This window comes from Klebsiella sp. LTGPAF-6F (assembly GCF_001753185.1).
GTDB classification, from domain to species: domain Bacteria; phylum Pseudomonadota; class Gammaproteobacteria; order Enterobacterales; family Enterobacteriaceae; genus Klebsiella; species Klebsiella michiganensis.
This window is the reverse complement of sequence record NZ_CP017450.1, coordinates 28,163-50,838: the sequence shown is the minus strand read 5'-3', so window position 1 is coordinate 50,838 and position 22,676 is coordinate 28,163. Positions and strand designations below refer to the sequence as shown.

General features: G+C 55.5%; 21 protein-coding genes. 13 read left to right on the top strand and 8 right to left on the bottom strand.

All coding sequences use genetic code 11. The features are described from left to right. Positions 1-38 precede the first annotated feature (38 nt). The 6 genes from BJF97_RS00225 to BJF97_RS00200 all read left to right on the top strand — a co-directional run bounded on the left by BJF97_RS00225 (position 39) and on the right by BJF97_RS00200 (position 4,778). Entirely contained in the window at positions 39-521 is a 483-nt protein-coding gene (locus tag BJF97_RS00225) for a PTS sugar transporter subunit IIA (RefSeq protein WP_014837007.1), read from the top strand. After that, complete coding sequence (locus BJF97_RS00220; protein ID WP_032693308.1) at positions 518-1,696, top strand: glycoside hydrolase family 88 protein; 1,179 nt, start codon at positions 518-520, stop codon at positions 1,694-1,696. Before BJF97_RS00225 ends, BJF97_RS00220 begins: the two co-directional genes overlap by 4 nt. A 13-nt stretch (positions 1,697-1,709) precedes the next feature. After that, positions 1,710-2,207, top strand: coding sequence for a PTS system mannose/fructose/N-acetylgalactosamine-transporter subunit IIB (locus BJF97_RS00215; RefSeq protein WP_070082751.1), 498 nt, complete (start codon positions 1,710-1,712; stop codon positions 2,205-2,207). Positions 2,208-2,218: 11 nt separating this feature from the next. After that, on the top strand, positions 2,219-3,022 hold the full coding sequence (locus BJF97_RS00210; RefSeq protein ID WP_014837004.1) for a PTS mannose/fructose/sorbose/N-acetylgalactosamine transporter subunit IIC: 804 nt from the start codon (positions 2,219-2,221) through the stop codon (positions 3,020-3,022). Then, positions 3,015-3,857, top strand: coding sequence for a PTS system mannose/fructose/sorbose family transporter subunit IID (locus BJF97_RS00205; RefSeq protein ID WP_014837003.1), 843 nt, complete (start codon positions 3,015-3,017; stop codon positions 3,855-3,857). The genes BJF97_RS00210 and BJF97_RS00205 overlap by 8 nt, the downstream gene beginning before the upstream one ends. 222 nt (positions 3,858-4,079) lie before the next feature. Then, entirely contained in the window at positions 4,080-4,778 is a 699-nt protein-coding gene (locus BJF97_RS00200; RefSeq protein ID WP_014837002.1) for an oligogalacturonate-specific porin KdgM family protein, read from the top strand. A gap of 46 nt (positions 4,779-4,824) precedes the next feature. On the opposite strand, the gene BJF97_RS00195 is transcribed toward BJF97_RS00200, so the two are convergent. The 3 genes from BJF97_RS00195 to fdhD all read right to left on the bottom strand — a co-directional run bounded on the left by BJF97_RS00195 (position 4,825) and on the right by fdhD (position 7,659). Beyond that, positions 4,825-6,336: a glycoside hydrolase family 43 protein gene (locus BJF97_RS00195; protein ID WP_032693309.1), complete on the bottom strand. Its 1,512-nt coding sequence runs from the start codon at positions 6,334-6,336 to the stop codon at positions 4,825-4,827. Between the two features lie 145 nt (positions 6,337-6,481). After that, the gene (locus BJF97_RS00190) at positions 6,482-6,694 is read right to left on the bottom strand and encodes a YdgH/BhsA/McbA-like domain containing protein (protein WP_004127125.1); all 213 of its coding nucleotides are present in this window, start codon (positions 6,692-6,694) and stop codon (positions 6,482-6,484) included. A 128-nt stretch (positions 6,695-6,822) separates the two neighbouring features. Then, the gene (gene fdhD / locus BJF97_RS00185; RefSeq protein WP_014227378.1) at positions 6,823-7,659 is read right to left on the bottom strand and encodes a formate dehydrogenase accessory sulfurtransferase FdhD; all 837 of its coding nucleotides are present in this window, start codon (positions 7,657-7,659) and stop codon (positions 6,823-6,825) included. A 156-nt stretch (positions 7,660-7,815) separates the two neighbouring features. Here fdhD and fdnG point away from each other — a divergent pair, with 156 nt between their 5' ends. From fdnG to BJF97_RS00155, 5 genes are all read left to right on the top strand, one after another. Beyond that, complete coding sequence (gene fdnG, locus BJF97_RS00175; protein WP_014837000.1) at positions 7,816-10,866, top strand: formate dehydrogenase-N subunit alpha; 3,051 nt, start codon at positions 7,816-7,818, stop codon at positions 10,864-10,866. 12 nt (positions 10,867-10,878) lie between these two features. Next, the gene (gene fdxH, locus BJF97_RS00170; protein ID WP_014227375.1) at positions 10,879-11,781 is read left to right on the top strand and encodes a formate dehydrogenase subunit beta; all 903 of its coding nucleotides are present in this window, start codon (positions 10,879-10,881) and stop codon (positions 11,779-11,781) included. Further along, entirely contained in the window at positions 11,778-12,413 is a 636-nt protein-coding gene (gene fdoI, locus BJF97_RS00165) for a formate dehydrogenase cytochrome b556 subunit (RefSeq protein WP_004116787.1), read from the top strand. The genes fdxH and fdoI overlap by 4 nt, the downstream gene beginning before the upstream one ends. Positions 12,414-12,755: 342 nt before the next feature. After that, positions 12,756-13,685, top strand: coding sequence for a formate dehydrogenase accessory protein FdhE (gene fdhE / locus BJF97_RS00160; RefSeq protein WP_032693310.1), 930 nt, complete (start codon positions 12,756-12,758; stop codon positions 13,683-13,685). Positions 13,686-13,879: 194 nt separating this feature from the next. Further along, entirely contained in the window at positions 13,880-14,797 is a 918-nt protein-coding gene (locus BJF97_RS00155; RefSeq protein WP_014836999.1) for an alpha/beta hydrolase, read from the top strand. 17 nt (positions 14,798-14,814) lie between these two features. Here BJF97_RS00155 and fabY read toward each other — a convergent pair whose 3' ends face one another. The 5 genes from fabY to typA form a co-directional block, all read right to left on the bottom strand. Further along, complete coding sequence (fabY, locus tag BJF97_RS00150) at positions 14,815-15,756, bottom strand: fatty acid biosynthesis protein FabY (RefSeq protein ID WP_009652900.1); 942 nt, start codon at positions 15,754-15,756, stop codon at positions 14,815-14,817. 44 nt (positions 15,757-15,800) lie between these two features. Continuing rightward, positions 15,801-16,238, bottom strand: coding sequence for a D-aminoacyl-tRNA deacylase (gene dtd / locus BJF97_RS00145; RefSeq protein ID WP_014227372.1), 438 nt, complete (start codon positions 16,236-16,238; stop codon positions 15,801-15,803). Then, positions 16,235-17,095, bottom strand: coding sequence for a virulence factor BrkB family protein (locus BJF97_RS00140; RefSeq protein WP_004127107.1), 861 nt, complete (start codon positions 17,093-17,095; stop codon positions 16,235-16,237). Before BJF97_RS00140 ends, dtd begins: the two co-directional genes overlap by 4 nt. After that, on the bottom strand, positions 17,089-17,688 hold the full coding sequence (gene yihX, locus BJF97_RS00135) for a glucose-1-phosphatase (protein WP_032693311.1): 600 nt from the start codon (positions 17,686-17,688) through the stop codon (positions 17,089-17,091). The genes BJF97_RS00140 and yihX overlap by 7 nt, the downstream gene beginning before the upstream one ends. A 133-nt stretch (positions 17,689-17,821) precedes the next feature. Then, complete coding sequence (typA, locus tag BJF97_RS00130; protein ID WP_004127103.1) at positions 17,822-19,645, bottom strand: ribosome-dependent GTPase TypA; 1,824 nt, start codon at positions 19,643-19,645, stop codon at positions 17,822-17,824. 378 nt (positions 19,646-20,023) lie between these two features. On the opposite strand from typA, the gene glnA reads away from it, so the two are divergent. Then, positions 20,024-21,433 (top strand): glutamate--ammonia ligase, encoded by a 1,410-nt coding sequence (gene glnA, locus BJF97_RS00125; RefSeq protein WP_004127100.1) that lies wholly within the window; start codon positions 20,024-20,026, stop codon positions 21,431-21,433. A gap of 188 nt (positions 21,434-21,621) precedes the next feature. Next, the gene (glnL, locus tag BJF97_RS00120; protein ID WP_004127098.1) at positions 21,622-22,671 is read left to right on the top strand and encodes a nitrogen regulation protein NR(II); all 1,050 of its coding nucleotides are present in this window, start codon (positions 21,622-21,624) and stop codon (positions 22,669-22,671) included. The last annotated feature ends 5 nt before the right edge of the window (positions 22,672-22,676 follow it).

Below are 22,676 nucleotides of genomic sequence, written 5' to 3'. Positions count from 1 at the left end.
TTCATTTTCAGATACCTGAAAAGATGAAGGAATATGCAATGCGAGAGATGTACATCGCAACCCATGGCCGCTACGCAGAAGGGATAGTGTCGGCATTAAATCTGCTGATTGGCGACGACCATGGCGTCACGCCCGTCTGCGCCTACTGCGGTGAAATTGAGTCAACGGCTGAACTGGCCATCCGCTTTGACGCTATCGCCCGGCAGGCGGCCGGTCGCGGCAATGAGCTGGTGCTGTTTACCGATATGCCCGGCGGGAGCGTCAACAATACCGCCGTACAGATGATGGTCAAATATCCCCACGCGCACGTCATCAGCGGCGCCAGCCTGATTATGCTGATGGAGTTTTGCATGTCGGAACACGTTGAAACCGCGCAGCGGCTTCAGGATGCCGTCGCCGCCGCCAGCGGGGCGATGCAGTACATGAATCAGCTGCCGGAAATCATCGCGGCGCGCCAGGCTGCGCAGCACAAAACGCAGGACAATATTGATGATTTTTTTGCCGAAGAGGGAAACCCGTGACTATCGCACTCGAAGCGCTTGATGCGCGCTATCTCTCGCCGCAGCCGAGGTTAAATCATACCTGGCTTAACGCGGCAATCGGCGAAGTGCTGACGCAGCTCGACGCCATGCTGCCGCGCTTTACGGCAACCTTTCCCGCCGCCAGTGCGACACGGGGCCGCTATGAAAGCGTGGAGAAAGTCGACTGGACCGAGGGATTCTGGACCGGCATGCTGTGGCTCGCCTGGGAGGTCACCGGCGATGATAAATATCGGGCGGTGGCGGAAAGCCTGCTCGATAGCTTTGAAGAACGTCTCGATAAGCAGATTAAAGTGGATACCCACGACCTGGGCTTTCTCTATCTCCTCTCCTGTGTTAACGCCTGGAAGCTCACCGGCAACCTGCGCGCACGCGAACTCGCCCTGCGCGCGGCCGAGCTGCTCTATCGCCGCTTTAACGCCACGGCGGGCGTCATTCAGGCCTGGGGAGATTTAAACGACCCGGCGCGCCAGGGGCGGATGATCATCGACTGCAATCTCAATGTTCCGCTGCTATTTTGGGCCGCCAACGAAACCGGAAATCAACGGTGGCGCGAGGCCGCCAGCCGTCATCTGGCGCAGGCGGCACGCTATCTGGTGCGTGAAGACGCATCTACTTTCCATACATTTTATATGGATATTCATAACGGCAAGTCGCTGCGCGGCGATACGCACCAGGGATTCAGCGACAGCTCCTGCTGGGCGCGCGGCCAGGCGTGGGGAATTTATGGTTTCGCGCTGGGATACGCCCACACCGGCGATGCCTGGCAGCCCGAGCTCTCCCGCCGGCTGGCGCACTATTTTCTTAACCGCTTACCGGAAGATTTTGTCTGCTACTGGGATCTGATTTTTACCGCCGAAGATAACCAGTACCGGGATACCTCTGCGGCAGCGATCGCGGCCTGCGGTCTGGCGGAACTGCTGAAGCTATTACCGCTCACCGACCCGCTGCGTCCGGCCTACGGCAACGCTATCGAACTGATGATGCGCAATTTACGCGAGCGCTACTTTGCCCACGCGCAGGACGGCCTGCTGCGCGAAGGCGTTTATAACTTTGGCCGCAATATGGGCATTAACGAACCTAACCTCTGGGGCGATTACTTCTATTTCGAAGCCCTGGTTCGCCTTTCCCGCGTCTGGACACCCTACTTTTGCTAACTGGAGCTACACCATGATTTCTTTAGTACGTATTGACGATCGTTTAATCCACGGACAGGTTGCCGTGGTCTGGACCAAGCATCTGGGCGTGAACCGCATCCTGGTCGCCAATGACCAGATCGTGAATAACGAAGTGCAGAAAATGTCGCTGCGCATGGCGGCTCCCGATACCGCAAAGTGCGCCATTATGGCGGTGAAGGACGCGGGCGATGTGCTTAACGACCCGCGTTCGGAAGCCATGAAAATTATGGTGACCGTTAACAATGCCGCCGACGCCCGTCGGCTCGTCGAACAGGCGCCGGGGATAAAAACGCTGAACGTCGCTAACTTTGGGCGCATCACCGACAACCTGGCGGCGAAAAAGCGCATTAGCGATACCGTCTACGTGACGCCGGAAGATGTGGCGGATTTCCACGCTATCGCCGACCGCGGCGTTGCCGTTGAATATCAGGTCCTGCCATCTCATCCGGTGAAAAACCTGATTGAGATGCTGGATAACGCCGCCAGTTAAGCGAGGTCGCTATGTTAACTTCCGCAATTCTTGTTGCTGTCATTATGTTTCTGGTGAAAACCGCCGACCATACGCTGGGTCAACCGCTGATTGAACGTCCGCTCATCTGCGGCGCGCTGGTGGGGCTGGCGCTGGGAGACCTGCAACAGGGCATTATTATCGGCGCCACGCTGGAGCTGATTTTCCTTGGCACCATCACCATCGGCGGCTCGGTTCCTGCCGACCTTGCGGTGGGGTCAGTACTGGCAACCGCTTTTACGATTCTGACCCACGCTGAGCCGCCGGTGGCCGTTGCGCTGGCGCTGCCTATCAGCCTGCTGGCGGTCTTTGTTTATCAGGTGCTGAAGCTGGTCTATACCGCTCTGGTTGAAAAATACGATGCGCTACTGGAACAGGGGCGTGACCGTGCGGCGCTGGGTTTGACGCTCGGTATGACCTTCTTTTACGGCATCCCCTTCGCCCTGATCGCCTTTTTTGGCGTGCTCTTCGGCACCGAGGTCATCCGCAGCCTGGTCGAGAGCATTCCGGGTACGGTCATGCGCGGCATGACGGCGGTTGGCGGCATTCTTCCGGCGCTTGGGTTCGCTATTCTGCTGAAGGCGCTGTGGAACCGTAACATCGCCGCCTTCTTCTTTATCGGTTTCGCGATGGCGGCCTATCTGCAATTGCCGATTATGGGGATTGCGATTATTGCAGCCTCGGTAGCGGTCTATCTGTGCTTTAACGAATTCAATCAGCTTAAAGCGAATAAACAAACGGCAACGGCGGCCGCGTCCGCCTCAGTTGACGATAAGGATGGGTTCTTCAATGACTGATATCCAGACACAAAGCGTTAGCGCTTACGCCGATGATAAAAGCGAGAAAAAGCTTTTTCGTCAGCTTTTTATCCGCCAGTTTCCGCTGCTGGGGTCGATGAACTTCACCCGTATGGAGGGATTAAGCTACGGCTGGGCGCTGGCGCCAATGCTGAAGAAAATCTACGCCAACGACCCGCACCGTTATCTTGAGTCGCTTAAGCGAAACAGCCAGTTCTTCAATACCAACCAGCATCTGGCGCCCTTTATTATGGGCCTGACGCTGTCGATGGAAAAAGAGAACGCCGCCAACCCGAACTTTGATACCTCCAGTATTAACGGCATCAAAGTGGCCTTAATGGGGCCATTTGCCGGGGTCGGTGATTCCTTCTTCTACGGCGTGCTGCGTATTATCGCCACCGGGATTGCCATTGGCCTGGCGTCGCAGGGTAATCCACTGGGGCCGCTGCTGTTCTTGCTGATTTACAATATTCCCAGCTATCTGCTGCGCTATTACGGCGGCGTCATGGGTTACCGTTTAGGCTCGAAGTATATCGCCGAAGCGACGCAGTCCGGGCTGCTGAGCTGTATCACCAAAGCCTCATCAATTATGGGTTTAATGATGGTGGGGGCGATGAGCGCCAGCATGGTGAAGTTTACCACCACCTTTAAAACCACCATCGCCGGGCAGCCCTTTGTACTGCAGGAGATCCTCGACAAAATTTGCGTCGGGTTAATTCCTCTGCTTTTAGTCCTGGGCTGCCTGAAGCTGCTCAATAAAAAGGTCAGCCCCAATAAGGTGTTAATTATGCTAATTGTCTTCGGCTTTGCCGCTGCGGGTATTGGCATAATTTAACCCATCTCCTGGCTCCCTTTAATAAAAGGGAGCCGTCCTCTTACTCGTGATATGTATCGACGCAAATAAAAAATCAGTCAGCGTCGAATTAACGCTCAACACATTAAAGCAACGTCATGTATTTTAAGAACTTTATATTCTGGCACAGCAATTGCTATTTAATAAGTGTCTTTTATTTCTCTCCAGAAATTATGGCACTTAATAAATCCTACAGGAATTAAAATGAAAACATTACGCACGCTATTGATCGGCATCCCGCTGTCCTGTTTTACGCTAAATACGCTTGCCGCGGCAACCTGGGTTGATAATCGCTACGCGCATACTACGGCTTCTGAGAAAAATCAGTATAAAATAGGCCTGGGTCATATATTTGATAATGGCGCCGGTGTTCTGGCCTCCGCCATGTACGACCTCGGACAAGATTTTAATCAAATGAAAAGCTCCTTTCAGGAGTTTGAAGGCTGGTATCCGATCCCGCTTAATGAAAAATGGACGCTGACGCCGGGCGGATTAACCGATATTGATAGTAAAGGAACGAAGCTGGCACCTTATATCAGCCTCGATTATAAAATCAGTAAATCTTTAAGTTTTAGCAGCCGCTACCGCTATAACCATATGACCCATAAAGATCGCGATTACAACGGCTATATGGATTACAACGACAGCCATCAGTTCGACCTGTACCTTAATTACCAGGCGACTGAGAAACTGTGGCTTCAGTTCAACCCGGAGTTCTTCGTCAACACAAACGACTTCAATGCCTCTAACGGGCAGAAAACTCACTGGGAACCAAGCATTGTGGCGCGCTACCGCGTCGATAAACACTGGCTTCCCTATGCGGAAGTGGCCTGGCTCGATCAGGATCAGAATCACGACGATCAGGTGAGATTCCGCCTCGGCATTCGCTATTACTTCGATTAAACCCCGCAAGGGCAGCGAAGCTGCCCTTCTCATATCGCCGTCAGGCTTACTGCAAACGCACGATAAACGGAGAGAAAACGGCGCTGCCGCCGGCGTTTTCATGCGCGCCACGCGCGTAAATGCCCATACGCGCGCCGATCCATTTTCCCGCACCGGCGGAAAACGACGGCGTCACCTGCTGCCATTCACGCTGCGTAAGCCGATAACGAAAGCGGACTATCCCGTCGTAGTCCACCTGGAACCCCAGCGCAATCTCGTTGCAAGCGGCGATCGCCTCAAGTTCGATGGATTCTTGATGCGTTTCACCGCGATCGTCTATCCATCCGTGGCACAGCGATAGCTGAAGATTCGGCGCGCAGTACCTCACGCGCAGTGCGGCAAAGCGTTGGCCGTAAATCGCGACTCCCGCTTCATCGCCATCCTGAGAAAACATCGGATGAACCGCTGTCTGCACGTGAAAACGTTCAGCGGGAAATTTTTGCAGCAGCAATTGAGGTAAACGATACAGGCTGATATCGGAAGCGGTCGGCGCGCAGCGCAAGCGTAGCCCTTGCGCATGCGGCATTAGCCAGCGGCGCTGGGGGTTTGCCTGCCATTGCCATTGAAGGCCGGGCTGGCCGCACGGGAAATCGTCGCTGGTCTGCAAACAACATGGAGCAAGAGGCAGCGCGGGTAAGCGATGCAGGCTTACGGGCTGCCCCTTACCGTGATCGTCAAGGCGTTGCCCAATTTGCGGCCAGCCGTCAGCCCGCCAGCTCAGCGGCTGAAGATGCACTATGCGGCCGTACACGCCTTTATCCTGAAAGTGGAAAAACCAGTTTTCACCGTTCTCAAGTTCAACCCACGCCCCCTGATGAGGGCCATTTATCGGTGAATCTCCCTGATGCAGAACATCGCGACTTTGCCATGGACCAGATAGCGTCGGGGCGCGCATGACCGTTTGCCAGCCTCGCTTGACGCCTCCGGCCGGAGCGAATATCCAGTATTCGCCGTTGCGTTTATATAATTTGGGGCCTTCCAGAGTGGGATGCGAGGGCGTTCCGTCAACAACGATCCGGCCGTTATCCAACAGCCGGGATGCATCCGGCGCCATTTCAAAAATCTGCAGCTTGTTTTTCACCCCGCTGCGGCTGAAAGCGAAAGCGTGAATCAGCCAGGCTCGTCCATCATCGTCCCAGAACGGACAAGGGTCTATCCAGCCGGGGGAAGCGTTCAGGCAATAGGGTTCGCTCCACTCGCCTCGCGGATCCCGGGCGTGGGAAACAAAAATACCCTCGTCGGGCAAACTGTAGAAAACCCAGAACAGGCCCCCATGGAAACGAATGGAGGGCGCCCAAATCCCCTTTCCCGGCTGAACGCTATCGTATTCAGGCGAAGGCAGGCGTTTAACAATATGGTTAACGATTTGCCAGTGGATGAGATCGCGAGAGTGGAGAAGCGGTAAGCCGGGCAATTGATGGAAACTGGAAGCCACCATCCAGAAATCATCGCCTGTGCGAATGACATCGGGATCGGCGTAATCGGCATGAATCACGGGGTTTTGATAGAACAGCGGCATAGTGGGGGACCTTTTATTGTCGACTGTTCATCGTGTTGCAATAAGCGGACCACCGGATAAAAAGACTTAATTAACAATGAAATAAGCATACCTTCAGACACAAAAAAAGCGCCCCCAGGGCGCTCTTTCGACAGTAGCTTTACGCTTATTTATTCAGTTCCGCAGTCATGTGCACGCGGTTACCGGTAAACGCTTCGGTAATTTTGTAAGATGAAGCGCCAGCGGCCTGGGCCTGAGCGGCGATTTTCGCTTCCGCACCGTCCATCGTTGCGGCGGTCGCGGTCACGGTTTCCGCAGCGAAAGAACCAAAAGAAGCGGCCAGAGCGATAACTGCGACAAAAGTTTTGATGCTTTTCATGATATAAACCCTTTACGTTAGTTGTTTGAATAAGGCGCCGTGCCTTGATGTGATAAATAGTAGCCCTCACATCGCCAAACAAAAAGCGGAAGGATTTGTTGTCATCATTCAAAAAAACTGACTTAAATTTAACCCGCGATTAACCGCTGCGGATGTGTGTAAACGGTCGCCCTGCCCGGCTTGCAGAATCCCACCAGCGTCAGGTTGCAGCGCCCGGCGACGTCAACCGCCAGCGTAGTCGCGGCAGAGACCGCAAAGAGGATTTCCACCCCGCACATGGCCGCCTTCTGCACCATTTCATAGCTGGCGCGGCTGGAGACCAGCGCCGCGCCGTTCTGCCAGGCACCTTCTGATTCCGCGCGGTGTCCCAGGAGCTTGTCCAGCGCCACGTGGCGACCCACGTCTTCATGGCCGCCCGCGAGCTCGCCGGAAGGACTTACCCAGGCCGCGGCGTGAGTACAGCCGGTAAGGCGGCCTATCGGCTGAAAATCATGCAGGTGCGCCAGCGCGCGATCGAGATTCGCCAGATCGAACGTCTGGGTAAAGGGCAGCGGCTGCACGGGCTTCCCGATATCGTTGAGCTGCTCAACGCCGCATACGCCGCAGCCGGTGCGTCCGGCCAGCGCGCGACGGCGCTCTTTCAGCCCCATAAAGCGGCGGCTGGAGAGTTCGATTTGCACTTCCAGGCCGTTACAGGCCTGAACGACGTCCATACCATAAATCTCGCCCCGGTTTTCGATAATCCCTTCGGATAAGGAAAAGCCGACGGCGAACTGCATCAGGTCTTTCGGCGTCGCCATCATCACCACGTGCGAGATGCCATTATAAACCAGCGCAACGGGTACCTCTTCAGCTAACTCGTCTGGCTGAGGATGTTGCAAATTTTGGCGCTTCCAGAGCGATACCTGGCGATAACCTGTGATATCTGTCACATTTTCGATTTGTTCAAGAGGCTTCTTGTTCACTTTGTCTTAACCGTATTGGAACAGGCATACACACAATGTGGTATTCTGTTTATATCCCTTCGGGAACGAGGGAAATTACCCCCAATTCTGAACCTTTGCGGCCCTTACCGCAAAGCAAATAACTATACGTGACAATGTCGAAACAAGGAGCGAACCATGCAGGTCAGCAGAAGGCAGTTCTTTAAGATCTGCGCTGGCGGTATGGCAGGAACCACGGCAGCGGCGCTGGGCTTTGCGCCCGGTTTAGCGCTCGCGGAAACACGGCAGTACAAGCTGCTGCGCACCCGCGAAACCCGTAACACCTGCACTTACTGTTCCGTTGGCTGCGGGCTGTTAATGTACAGCCTCGGCGACGGCGCAAAAAATGCCAAAGCGTCTATCTTCCATATCGAAGGTGACCCGGACCATCCGGTCAACCGTGGCGCGCTCTGCCCTAAAGGGGCCGGTCTGGTGGACTTTATCCATTCCGAAAGTCGCCTGAAATTTCCGGAATACCGTGCGCCAGGCTCTGATAAATGGCAGAAAATCAGCTGGGATGAAGCGTTCGATCGCATCGCTAAGCTGATGAAAGAGGACCGCGACGCCAACTTTGTCGCGCAGAATAGCGAAGGCACCACCGTCAACCGCTGGCTGACCACCGGTATGCTGTGCGCCTCCGCCTCCAGTAACGAAACCGGTTATTTAACCCAGAAATTTACCCGCGCGCTCGGTATGCTCGCGGTCGACAACCAGGCGCGCGTCTGACACGGACCAACGGTAGCAAGTCTTGCTCCAACATTTGGTCGCGGTGCGATGACCAACCACTGGGTCGACATCAAGAACGCCAATCTCGTCGTGGTGATGGGCGGCAACGCCGCTGAAGCTCACCCGGTTGGATTCCGCTGGGCGATGGAAGCCAAGATTCGCAACGGCGCGAAGCTGATTGTGATCGATCCGCGCTTTACGCGTACCGCGGCGGTAGCTGATTTCTATACCCCAATTCGTTCCGGTACTGACATTACCTTCCTGTCAGGCGTCATCCTGTACCTGTTGAACAACGAAAAAATTAACCGTGAATATACCGAGGCTTACACCAACGCCAGCCTGATCGTGCGTGAGGATTACAGCTTTGAAGACGGTCTGTTCAGCGGCTACGACGCCGAAGCACGCAAGTACGATAAAACGTCCTGGAACTATGAGCTGGATGAGAACGGCTTTGCCAAACGCGATACCACGCTGCAGCATCCGCGCTGCGTCTGGAACCTGCTGAAGCAGCACGTTTCCCGCTATACGCCGGAAGTTGTCGAAAACATCTGCGGAACGCCAAAAGCCGACTTCCTCAAAGTCTGCGAGTACATCGCGGAAACCAGCGCGCACGATAAAACCGCCTCGTTCCTCTACGCGCTGGGCTGGACGCAGCACTCCATCGGCGCGCAGAACATCCGCACCATGGCGATGATCCAGCTGCTGCTCGGCAATATGGGCATGGCGGGCGGCGGCGTAAACGCCCTGCGCGGCCACTCCAATATTCAGGGTCTTACCGACCTGGGGCTGCTGTCGCAGAGCCTGCCTGGCTATATGACGCTGCCGAGCGAGAAACAGACTGACCTGCAAACCTACCTCGCCGCCAACACGCCGAAACCGCTGTTGAAGGACCAGGTGAACTACTGGGGTAATTACCCGAAATTCTTCGTCTCTATGATGAAGGCCTTCTTTGGCGATAAAGCCACGGCGGAAAACAGCTGGGGCTTTGACTGGCTACCGAAGTGGGATAAGGGCTACGACGTCCTGCAATATTTCGAGATGATGAACCAGGGCAAAGTGAACGGCTATATCTGCCAGGGCTTCAACCCGGTAGCGTCGTTCCCGAACAAAAACAAGGTTGTCGCGTCGCTGTCGAAGCTTAAGTTCCTGGTGACCATCGACCCGCTCAACACCGAAACCTCCACCTTCTGGCAAAACCACGGGGAGTCGAACGACGTCGATCCGGCGAAAATCCAGACCGAAGTGTTCCGCCTGCCGTCCACCTGCTTCGCCGAAGAGAACGGTTCTATCGTTAACTCCGGCCGCTGGCTGCAGTGGCACTGGAAAGGCGCGGACGCCCCGGGGATTGCGACCACCGACGGTGAGATCCTCGCCGGTATCTTCTTACGCCTGCGCAAGATGTACGCCGAACAGGGCGGACCGGCGCCGGAACCGGTGCTGAACATGACGTGGAACTACGCCACGCCGCATGAACCAGCGTCGGAAGAAGTGGCAATGGAGAGCAACGGCAAGGCGCTGGCAGATATTACCGACCCGGCAACTGGGGCGGTGATCGTCAAGAAAGGCCAGCAGCTCAGCTCGTTTGCGCAGCTGCGTGACGACGGCACAACTTCCAGCGGCTGCTGGATCTTCGCCGGTAGCTGGACGCCTGACGGCAACCAGATGGCGCGTCGCGATAACGCCGATCCATCGGGCCTCGGCAATACGCTGGGCTGGGCATGGGCGTGGCCGCTTAACCGCCGCATTCTGTATAACCGCGCCTCCGCGGACCCGCAGGGTAAACCGTGGGATCCGAAGCGCCAGCTCCTGAAATGGGACGGCGCGAAGTGGGGCGGCGTGGATATTCCAGACTACAGCGCCGCGGCGCCGGACAGCGATGTCGGGCCGTTTATCATGCAGCCGGAAGGGATGGGGCGTCTGTTCGCTATCGATAAGATGGCGGAAGGGCCGTTCCCGGAACACTACGAGCCGTTTGAAACGCCGCTGGGCACCAACCCGCTGCACCCGAACGTGGTCTCTAACCCGGCCGCTCGCGTCTTTAAAGGCGACCTTGAGCAGATGGGCAAAGCGGAGAAATTCCCTTACGTCGGTACCACTTACCGCCTGACCGAGCACTTCCACTACTGGACCAAGCACGCGCTGCTTAACGCCATCGCGCAGCCGGAACAGTTCGTGGAGATCGGCGAGAAGCTGGCGAATAAGCTCGGCATCGCCCATGGCGATACCGTGAAGGTCTCCTCTAACCGCGGCTATATCAAAGCCAAGGCGGTGGTGACCAAGCGTATTCGCACGCTGAAAGCGGACGGTAAGGATATCGATACTATCGGTATTCCGATTCACTGGGGCTACGAAGGCGTGGCGAAGAAAGGGTTTATCGCCAATACCCTGACGCCGTTTGTCGGTGATGCGAACACGCAGACGCCGGAGTTCAAGGCTTTCCTCGTGAACGTGGAAAAGGCGTAACGGAGACGAATTATGGCTTATCAATCGCAAGACATTATCCGTCGTTCCGCGACTAACGGCTTCACCCCCGCGCCCCGCGCGCGGGACCATCAGGAAGAGGTGGCGAAGCTTATCGACGTCACCACCTGTATCGGCTGTAAAGCCTGCCAGGTGGCCTGTTCCGAGTGGAACGACATCCGGGATGAAGTCGGTCACAACGTCGGGGTGTACGATAACCCCGCCGACCTGACCGCCAAATCCTGGACCGTGATGCGCTTCTCGGAAGTGGAGCAGAACGACAAACTGGAGTGGCTCATCCGTAAGGATGGCTGTATGCACTGCGCCGACCCGGGCTGCCTGAAGGCCTGCCCGGCGGAAGGGGCAATCATTCAGTACGCCAACGGCATCGTCGACTTCCAGTCCGAGCAGTGCATCGGCTGCGGCTACTGCATCGCCGGCTGCCCGTTCAACGTGCCGCGCCTGAACCCGGAAGATAACCGCGTCTACAAATGTACGCTGTGCGTGGACCGCGTTAACGTTGGCCAGGAGCCGGCGTGCGTGAAAACCTGCCCGACCGGCGCTATCCACTTTGGCTCCAAAGAGGATATGAAAACGCTGGCGGGCGAGCGCGTCGCCGAGCTGAAAACCCGCGGCTACGACAACGCGGGCCTGTACGATCCGGCAGGCGTTGGCGGCACGCACGTGATGTACGTGCTGCACCACGCCGACAAGCCGAATCTGTACCACGGCCTGCCGGAGAACCCGGAAATCAGCGCCACGGTTAAGTTCTGGAAAGGGATCTGGAAGCCTCTCGCGGCGGTCGGCTTTGCGGCCACCTTCGCCGCCAGCATCTTCCACTACGTCGGCGTCGGCCCGAACCGCGCGGAAGAGGAAGAGGACAATCTGGATGAAGAGAAAGACGAGGTGCGCAAATGAAAAGACGTGACACCATCGTGCGCTACACCGCGCCGGAGCGAATTAACCACTGGGTCACCGCCTTCTGCTTCGTGCTGGCGGCGGTGAGCGGGCTGGGCTTTTTCTTCCCGTCCTTCAACTGGCTGATGCAAATCATGGGCACCCCGCAGCTGGCGCGTATTCTGCACCCGTTCGTGGGCGTGATTATGTTTGCTTCGTTCATCATCATGTTCTTCCGCTACTGGCACCACAACCTGATCAACCGGGACGATATTTTCTGGGCGAAAAATATTCGCAAGATTGTCGTCAACGAGGAAGTGGGCGACACCGGGCGCTATAACTTCGGCCAGAAATGCGTGTTCTGGGCGGCGATTATCTTGCTGGTGCTGCTGCTGGTGAGCGGCGTGATCATCTGGCGTCCGTACTTTGCGCCGGCCTTCTCCATCCCGGTTATCCGCTTCGCGCTGATGCTGCACTCCTTCTCTGCGGTGGCGCTGATTGTAGTGATCATGGTGCATATTTACGCTGCGCTGTGGGTGAAGGGCACCATTACCGCGATGGTGGAAGGCTGGGTCACGAAGACCTGGGCGAAGAAACATCACCCGCGCTGGTATCGTGAAGTCCGCGAAAAGCAGGATAAGCGCCAATCGTAGGCCCGAGCGCGTTGTTCGTCTCTGAAATGGCGTCGTATATCGACGCCATTTTTTTGCGGATAACGCGCTGTTTTTACAACGTTAGCCAGAGTGCGCCGCAGGCGTGAGCGGCACCTTTCCCGTTTCGCTCAAGCCATGGCGCAGGGCAGCTAATCCTAACGGTGCATAGTCGGGGGTATCGATATCAGGTATCGTAGCGCACACATTGCGATGTCGTGGCTATATCCCGTATGCCGATTGCGGTTATCATTAATGACATCACCAGAGCGGGCGCATGATGCCCGCCAAATCGCAGAGCGGACGCGACCATCGCCGAATCTGCTGAAACCAGGAAGTGACTGAATGAGCATTCGTATCATCCCGCAAGATGAGCTGGAAAAGAGCGAGAAACGCGCGACGGATATGATCCCGCCGCTGTTGTTTCCCCGGCTCAAAAATTTATATAACCGTCGCGCCGAACGCCTGCGCGAACTGGCTGAAAATAACCCGCTGGGTGATTACCTGCGCTTTGCCGCGCTTATCGCCCACGCGCAGGAAGTGGTGCTGTACGACCATCCACTGCAGATGGATCTCACCGCGCGCATCAAAGAAGCGAACGACCAGGGTAAACCGCCGCTGGATATCCACGTTTTGCCGCGCGATAAGCACTGGCACAAGCTGCTGCATTCGCTGATTGCCGAACTGAAGCCGGAGATGAGCGGCCCGGCGCTGGCGGTCATCGAGAATCTGGAAAAAGCCTCAGAGCAGGAGCTGGAACTGATGGCAAGCGCGCTGTTTGCGTCCGATTTTGCCTCTGTCAGCAGCGATAAGGCGCCGTTTATCTGGGCCGCGCTTTCGCTCTATTGGGCGCAGATGGCCAGCCTGATCCCCGGAAAAGCCCGCGCTGAATATGGTGAACAGCGTCACTTCTGCCCGGTTTGCGGCTCGATGCCGGTCTCCAGCATGGTGCAAATTGGTACCACACAGGGCCTGCGCTATCTGCACTGCAACCTGTGCGAAACTGAATGGCACGTGGTGCGCGTGAAGTGCAGCAACTGCGAACAAACGCGCGATCTGCACTACTGGTCACTGGATAACGAGCAGTCGGCGATTAAAGCCGAAACCTGCGGCGACTGCGGTACCTACCTGAAGATTCTCTATCAGGAAAAAGACCCAAAAGTGGAGGCCGTAGCCGACGACCTCGCCTCGCTGGTACTGGACGCACGGATGGAACAAGAGGGCTTCGCCCGCAGCTCCATCAACCCGTTCCTGTTCCCTGGCGAAGGGGAATAACGGCAGGCATCATGTCGGGCGGCGCCTGCTGCCCGGCTTACCATTGATAATGGCGTAAACACCCCGGTATGCCGGCAAAATCTTTGGTTTTGCGAGCCGCTTTCCAGAATCACTTCCCGACGAAAATCCCTGGTTTTCTTTTGCTCACAATCAGGCTATAACACTGTATATCCAAACAGCTTAAGGGAATAAAAATGGCGCTTGAAAAGGGTATCGCAGAGCTGGTGCGGGAATTTATCAATGCGGGCCGCCCCTCATCGCGCGAACAGAATATTGATGACCGGAGACGCGGCTATCTCGCCAGTACGGTACTGGCTGGGGAACAGGAAAAGCGCGTTCAGGTAGAAGATATCGAGCTCGACGGCATGGCATTTCGCGTTGTCTCTCCCCTTAACGCTTCCGGCGCACTGCCTGCCATTATCTATTTCCACGGTGGCTGCTTTATCAGCGGCGGTTTCGCCACGCATGACCATCAGCTCCGCCAGCTGGCATACCACAGCGGCTGCCGCGTTATCGCCGTGCAATACCGGCTGGCGCCGGAGCATACTTTCCCTGCCGCCCATGACGATGCGGAGAGAGGCGCGCTGATTATTCACCGCCGCGCGGAGCAGTTAGGCATCGACGCTTCCCGTATTACGCTGGCTGGCGACAGCGCCGGGGGACACCTGGCATTAGTGACCGCCCTGCGGCTCAAAACGGCGCAGGCCTGGCAACCCGCGCAGCTGGTTTTGATTTACCCGATGCTGGACGCCACCGCCAGCATGAAGAGCTATATCGATAACGGTAAAGATTACATCATCACCGAAGATACCCTGCTCAGCGGCTATGAAATGTACCTTGCCGCGACGGCGCTCCACCATCCGGAAGCCAGCCCGCTGTGGCGTAAAGACTTTCACGGCTTACCGCCGGTGCATATTCTGACTGCGGAATACGACCCTCTGCGTGATGAAGGCGAAGCGCTTTACCAGCGCCTGCTTGAACAGGGCGTTGACTGCACCTGTCAGCGTTATCTCGGGGTGATTCACGGCTTCTTTCAGCTGGGCGGCATCAGCCCGGCGGCAGGCAGCGCGATGAGAGATATCGCCTGGCGGGTTAAAACACCAGGCCGATAGTTAAGCGTAAAGGGAGACTACTCCTCTTCGTTACCGCCCTCTTCATAGGGGCCGAACGGTTTCGCGGGAAGAACAATATAGATACCCTCAAAAACCGCGCCCAGCCGCTCGTCGCCAAATAGCTCAACCTGCAGCTGAACGCGCGCTTTGCGGCCTCGCGCCAGCCGGTCAAGATCGCCGCTTAACGAGCCAAGATCGGCAACGGCGCTGGGGCGTCCGCTAATAGGCTGACTGTAGCGGATATGCGCATCGGCAAGAATAATTGTGCCGCCAAGATGCCGCTCGCGCAGCATCAGCCAGATAAGCCCCCAGCCGGTTAACGTTGCCTGAGAAAACAGGCTGCCGGCGAACAGCGTATGGTGCGGGTTCTGGTTACCGGCTTCCGGCATGGTGGTGATAAACTTTTGCCCGGTATACTGCTGAATGCGCACGCCCATTTTCTCGCTGAGAGGGATATGCTGATACCAGGCCTGCTGCAGCTGAGCGCACCAGTCGCCGCGATGTAAAATATCGTCCAGCGAGGCTATCGGCTTAATCATCAGAAAATGACGGATCGGCGTGGTCGTCGGCGTCGTGATTTCGCCCTGGTTCACAAAACCGAGCTTAGCGAAGAACTCCACCGCATCTTCGCGGGCGCTACAGGTCACGCGCTTAACGCCTTCCTGACGGGCGACGGACTCCAGCGTCATCGCCATCAGGGTTCCCAGCCCTTTATCCTGTACTGACGGATGGACGGCCATAAAACGGATAGAAGCTTCGTTTTCCGCATTCACATACAGCCGCCCGACGGCAACCAGATTGCCCTCTTCATCGACCACCATTTGATGGTGCGCCATCGCATCCCACGCATCGCGCTCGGACCCTTTCGGCTGATGCAGCGGCTTACGCAGCATCTCCCAGCGGAACTGGTAGTAGCTCTCTAACTCTTCTTCTGTTTGCGGTACACGAAGGTGATACATAGCTGTACTCTCTTTTGTTACCCGCAGCCTGCCCGGAAGCTGGCTCATACCTGCAACCAAAAGGTCACGGGACCATCATTCACCAGAGAAACCTGCATATCGGCAGCAAATCTCCCAGTCTGCGTATTCATTTGCTGCTGGCGGCAGCGCTCAACGAAATACTCGTACAGCGCTTCCGCTTTATCCGGTGCAGCCCCTTTCGAAAAACCAGGACGCATCCCGCGTTCAGTATCGGCTGCCAGCGTAAACTGCGAAACCACCAGCACGCTGCCGCCAGCCTGCTGCACGTTCAGATTCATTTTGCCTTCAGCATCGCTAAAAATACGGTACCCCAGCACGCGCTCGCACAGGCGGTTCGCCTTTTGCTCATCATCGTCTCTCTCGACGCCTAACAGCACCAGAAGCCCGGGGCCGATTTCGCCCGTCACTTCACCCTCCACGGTAACGCTAGCTCGGGATACGCGTTGAATTAATGCAATCATGATTGTTCTGTTTCTTCTTTTTTCAGTTTGCGGTATTCACCGAGAGTGACAGTAATTTCAGCGCCAAGCAAGACGATACACCACGTCCAGTACACCCAGACAAACAAAATAGGCACCACGGCAAGCACGCCATAAATCAGCTGATATGACGGGAACGCGGTGATATATAAAGCAAAAGCTTTCTTACCCGCCTCAAAGAGCAGCGCCGCGACCAGGGAACCGATTATCGCATCGCGGTTACGCACCTCGGCCGTCGGCACAATGCTGTAAAGCAGCCAGAATGCCACCCAGGATAAAATGAGCGGAAAAATACGCAGCACATCGTCAATCACGCTATTCAGGTCGCTGGCCCAGCGTAACGACAGAAGATAGGAGCTGATCGCCAGGCTGGCCCCCGCCAGCAGCGGCCCCAGGGTAAGGATCATCCAATAAACCGCAAAGGAGTAGGTTTTGGGCCGGGTTCGGGTACTGCGCCAGATGGTGTTCAACGCGCTATCAATCGAATACATCAGCAGCAGAGATGTCACAATCAGGCCGAAAGCGCCCACGGCGGTCATCCGGCTGGAGTTGGCGACAAACTGCTCAATATAGCCCTGAATGACATCTCCGGTTGCCGGAATGAAATTGGCGAAAATAAAGTGGCGAATCTGAATACTGACATCAGAAAACATCGGAAATGCCGCGAACAGCGCGAACACGACGGCAATCAGCGGCACAAGGGAGAGTAACGACACGTAGGCAAGATTGCCTGCCAGGGTCGTCATATTATCTTCATCAATACGCCGCCATAACAGCTTTAGCCAGGCGACCAGCGGCCGCAGATGGCGCGTTGTTTTTTGATGAACGGTTTTTAGCATAGCTGTTTAGCAAAGTAGTTGGGGATGGTTTCCTTCCCGGTTACCAGAATACTGGTTATGCCCAGCTGGCTAGCTCCGGCGATATTGTCCGCGTTATCATCGAAGAAGACCGTATCGTCAGCGGCGAAACCTTCAGCGTCGAGGACGCTCTGATAGATCCGCGCTTCCGGTTTACGCATCCCCATCTCTTGAGAAAGATAGATATGGTCAGCAACGGCGCGTATATCAGGGTACTCATCCGGCCAGAAAGTCGTATGCAAACGGTTCGTGTTGGACAGAACCACAACGCGATGCCCCTGCTCGCGTAATTTTTGCATAATCGCGATAACCTCCGGGCGCAGGGCAACGAAAACCGCCTGCCAGCCGTGGGAGAACTGCTCGTAGCTTAGCGACATGTTCATTTCATGGCACATCGCCGCCGCAAAATCTTCGTCGCTGATTTCACCGCGCTCATGCTGGTGGAACGCTTCGCCCATGGTGAAATGCTGCTGCAGCGTCGCAAGGGGAATGCGCGTTAAATCACTCCACGTCCCGAGCACCCGGTTGAAGTCAATATCGACAATCACATTACCTAAATCAAAGATATAGAGCATGGTCCTCTCCTTTTGCACCGTGGAAAATTAACTGTAGCGGGAAAGGGGGAGTTTGACTACGGGCGGCAGGGCTTTGTACAAAAAAGAAACCCTGCCATTGAGGCAGGGTTCAGATAGCGGAAAGAAGCGTTAATTAATCTTCTTTCGCACCGCGCATCGCGCGTTTACGGTCGTTCTCGGTCAGGTGACGTTTACGGATACGGACAGAAGTCGGGGTGACTTCTACCAGTTCGTCGTCATCGATGAACTCCAGAGCCTGCTCCAGGGTCATCTTAACCGGCGGAACCAGAACCGTTGCTTCGTCAGTACCGGACGCACGCATGTTGGTCAGTTTCTTACCGGTCAGGCAGTTTACCGTCAGGTCGTTAGAACGACTGTGAATACCGATAATCTGGCCTTCGTAAACTTCTGCGCCGTGGCCCAGGAACAGCTTACCGCGATCCTGCAGGCTGAACAGTGCGAACGCAACCGCTTTACCCTGGCCGTTGGAGATCAGAACGCCGTTCTGACGCTGACCCACATCACCCGCACGAACGTCGTCGTAGTGGCTGAAGGTGGAGTACAGCAGACCGGTACCGGAGGTCATGGTCATGAATTCTGAACGGAAGCCGATCAGACCACGGCTTGGGATCACGTAGTCGAGACGTACGCGGCCTTTGCCATCTGGATTCATGTTTTTCAGATCGCCTTTACGCTCACCCAGCGCCTGCATCACAGAACCCTGGTGCTGCTCTTCAACGTCCAGCGTGACGTTTTCGAACGGCTCTTGCTTACGGCCATCGATTTCGCGGAAGATAACTTTCGGACGGGAAACCGCCATTTCGAAACCTTCACGACGCATGTTCTCGATAAGAACGGACAGGTGCAGTTCACCACGGCCAGAAACGCGGAATGCGTCTGCATCCGGCGTTTCTTCAACGCGCAGCGCGACGTTATGTACCAGCTCTTTGTTCAGGCGGTCAAGGATCTGACGAGAGGTAACGTACTTACCTTCTTTACCACAGAACGGCGAGGTGTTAACGCAGAAGAACATAGAGACGGTCGGCTCATCAACGGACAGCGCCGGCAGCGCTTCAACATTCTGCGTATCGCAGATGGTGTCAGAGATGTTCAGTTCGCCCAGACCGGTGATCGCGATAATATCGCCAGCTTCTGCGACGTCGCTCTCGATACGCTCAAGGCCCAGATGGGTCAGAACTTTACCGACTTTACCGTTACGGGTTTTGCCTTCGCTATCAATGATAGTGACCTGCTGGTTCGGCTTCACTTTACCGCGCTTGATGCGGCCGATGCCGATGACGCCAACGTAGTTGTTGTAGTCCAGCTGGGAGATTTGCATCTGCAGCGGGCCATCAAGGTCAACGTTCGGCGCCGGTACGCGATCGACGATGGTTTGATACAGCGGCGTCATGTCTTCAGCCATATCTTCGTGATCCAGACCCGCGATACCGTTCAGCGCAGAAGCGTAAACGATAGGGAAGTCCAGCTGCTCGTCGGTAGCGTCGAGGTTAACGAACAGGTCGAATACCTGATCGACAACCCAGTCAGGACGCGCGCCCGGACGGTCAACTTTGTTGATAACAACAATTGGCTTCAGGCCATGAGCAAAGGCTTTTTTGGTCACGAAGCGCGTTTGCGGCATCGGACCATCCATTGCATCAACGACCAACAGAACGGAATCAACCATGGACATGACACGTTCAACTTCACCACCGAAGTCGGCGTGCCCTGGGGTATCAACGATGTTGATACGGTAGTCATTCCATTTGATAGCGGTGTTTTTAGCCAGGATGGTAATCCCGCGCTCTTTCTCCAAATCGTTGGAGTCCATCACTCGCTCTTGAGTTTCGGCACGCGCGTCGAACGTACCGGATTGCTGTAGCAGCTTATCAACCAGGGTAGTTTTACCATGGTCAACGTGCGCGATGATGGCGATATTACGCAAATTTTCGATCACAACTTTGCCTCAGGCATTAGAAATAGCGCGTTATTGTACACGGATTAATCGCAGTACAAAACAGGATCACAAACATCCTCCGCAAACAAGTATTGCAGAGATTCTTTGTGATCGCTTTCACGGAGCGTTAAAAGGGTTATTAAAGGTCAATTGCACCAAATAAGTGCCCAATGTTCACACAAATGCACTATATTGGTGCAATGCATTCATTTTGGTGCAGCCCTTTTGCACGATGATGTGCATGATAACGCCTTTTGGGGGCAATTTAAAAGTTGGCACAGATTTCGCTTTATATTTTTTAAGGCAACAACGCCACTTTTCGTAGTTAAAAAGTTTTCGTTTCCACGACGACAATGACCAATCCGGGAGAGTTTAAGTATGTCCGCTGAACACGTTTTGACGATGCTGAACGAGCATGAAGTGAAGTTTGTCGATCTGCGCTTCACCGATACCAAAGGTAAAGAACAGCACGTTACTATTCCTTCTCATCAGGTAAATGCCGAATTCTTCGAAGAAGGCAAAATGTTTGATGGCTCCTCGATTGGCGGCTGGAAAGGTATTAACGAATCCGACATGGTCCTGATGCCGGATGCAACCACCGCGCTGATCGATCCGTTCTATGAAGAACCGACGCTGATCATCCGCTGCGACATCCTGGAACCCGGCACGCTGCAGGGCTATGACCGTGACCCGCGCTCCATTGCTAAGCGCGCTGAAGAGTATCTGCGCTCTACCGGCCTGGCTGACACCGTACTGTTCGGGCCAGAACCAGAATTCTTCCTGTTCGACGACATCCGTTTTGGTGCGTCCATCTCCGGTTCCCACGTTGCTATCGATGATATCGAAGGCGCATGGAACTCCTCCACCAAATACGAAGGCGGCAACAAAGGCCACCGTCCGGGCGTGAAAGGCGGTTACTTCCCGGTTCCGCCGGTAGACTCCTCTCAGGATATCCGCTCCACCATGTGTATGATCATGGAAGAGATGGGCCTGGTTGTTGAAGCTCACCACCACGAAGTGGCGACTGCGGGTCAGAACGAAATCGCTACCCGCTTTAACACCATGACCAAAAAAGCGGACGAAATTCAGATTTACAAATACGTTGTGCACAACGTCGCACACCGTTTCGGCAAAACCGCGACCTTTATGCCAAAACCGATGTTTGGCGATAACGGTTCCGGTATGCACTGCCACATGTCCCTCTCCAAGAACGGCGTAAACCTGTTCTCTGGCGACAAATACGCAGGCCTGTCTGAACAAGCGCTGTACTACATCGGCGGCGTTATCAAACACGCTAAAGCGATTAATGCCCTGGCTAACCCGACCACCAACTCCTACAAGCGTCTGGTCCCGGGTTACGAAGCGCCGGTTATGCTGGCTTACTCTGCCCGTAACCGTTCCGCGTCTATCCGTATTCCGGTTGTCACCTCTCCGAAAGCGCGCCGTATCGAAGTTCGCTTCCCGGACCCGGCGGCTAACCCGTACCTGTGCTTCGCTGCGCTGCTGATGGCTGGCCTTGACGGTATCAAGAACAAAATCCATCCGGGCGAAGCCATGGATAAAAACCTGTACGATCTGCCGCCGGAAGAAGCGAAAGAGATCCCACAGGTTGCAGGTTCTCTGGAAGAAGCACTGAACGCGCTGGACGCAGACCGTGAATTCCTGACCGCCGGTGGCGTATTCACCAACGACGCTATCGATGCTTACATCGCCCTGCGTATTGAAGAAAACGACCGCGTACGTATGACTCCGCACCCGGTTGAGTTCGAGCTGTACTACAGCGTCTAATTTTGCTGTAAATCCGCGGTATTCCGTGTTGTGGCGTGGGATACCAAGGATGTTTTGTTGCCGTGGAAACTTTCAGCCCATCTCAGGATGGGCTTTTTTCTCCACCAACACGCTGATCTCATGAGCTTTTTATACATAAAAAGCTATACTGCACTAAAATAGTGCACTCATTTTCAGGAGACTGTCGAATGGCAACAGGCACACTGCCCGATGCTGGGCAGATCCTTAACTCTTTAATCAACAGTATCTTACTGGTCGATGACGACCTGGCGGTGCATTACGCGAACCCGGCGGCGCAGCAGCTGCTGGCGCAAAGTTCGCGTAAATTATTCGGCACGCCGCTGCCGGAGCTGTTGAGCTATTTCTCGCTGAATATCGGCCTCATGCAGGAGAGCCTCGCTGCGGGTCAAGGGTTTACCGATAACGAAGTGACGCTGGTCATTGATGGCCGCTCGCACATCCTTTCCCTGACGGCGCAACGCCTGCCTGAAGGCTATATCCTGCTGGAAATGGCGCCGATGGATAATCAGCGCCGTCTGAGCCAGGAGCAGCTACAGCACGCACAGCAGATTGCCGCTCGCGACTTAGTGCGTGGCCTGGCCCACGAGATTAAAAATCCGCTGGGCGGTCTGCGCGGCGCGGCACAGCTGCTGAGCAAAGCGCTGCCCGATCCTGCGCTGATGGAATATACCAAAGTCATTATTGAACAGGCCGATCGGTTAAGAAATCTGGTTGACCGTCTGCTGGGACCACAGCATCCCGGAATGCACGTAACAGAAAGCATCCACAAGGTCGCTGAGCGGGTGGTAAAGCTTGTGTCGATGGAGCTGCCGGATAACGTCAAGCTGGTTCGCGACTATGACCCCAGCCTGCCAGAACTGCCGCACGACCCGGACCAAATTGAACAGGTGCTGCTGAATATCGTCCGAAATGCGCTGCAGGCTCTGGGACCGGAGGGCGGCGAAATCACTCTGCGCACCCGTACGGCCTTTCAGTTAACCCTGCACGGCGTGCGCTACCGCCTCGCTGCGCGTATCGACGTTGAAGATAACGGCCCGGGAATACCGTCTCACTTACAGGATACGCTGTTTTATCCGATGGTGAGCGGGCGCGAAGGCGGCACCGGACTCGGGCTGTCTATCGCCCGCAGCCTTATCGATCAGCACTCCGGCAAAATTGAATTTACCAGTTGGCCAGGGCATACCGAATTCTCGGTGTACCTGCCTATTCGGAAGTAGAGGTG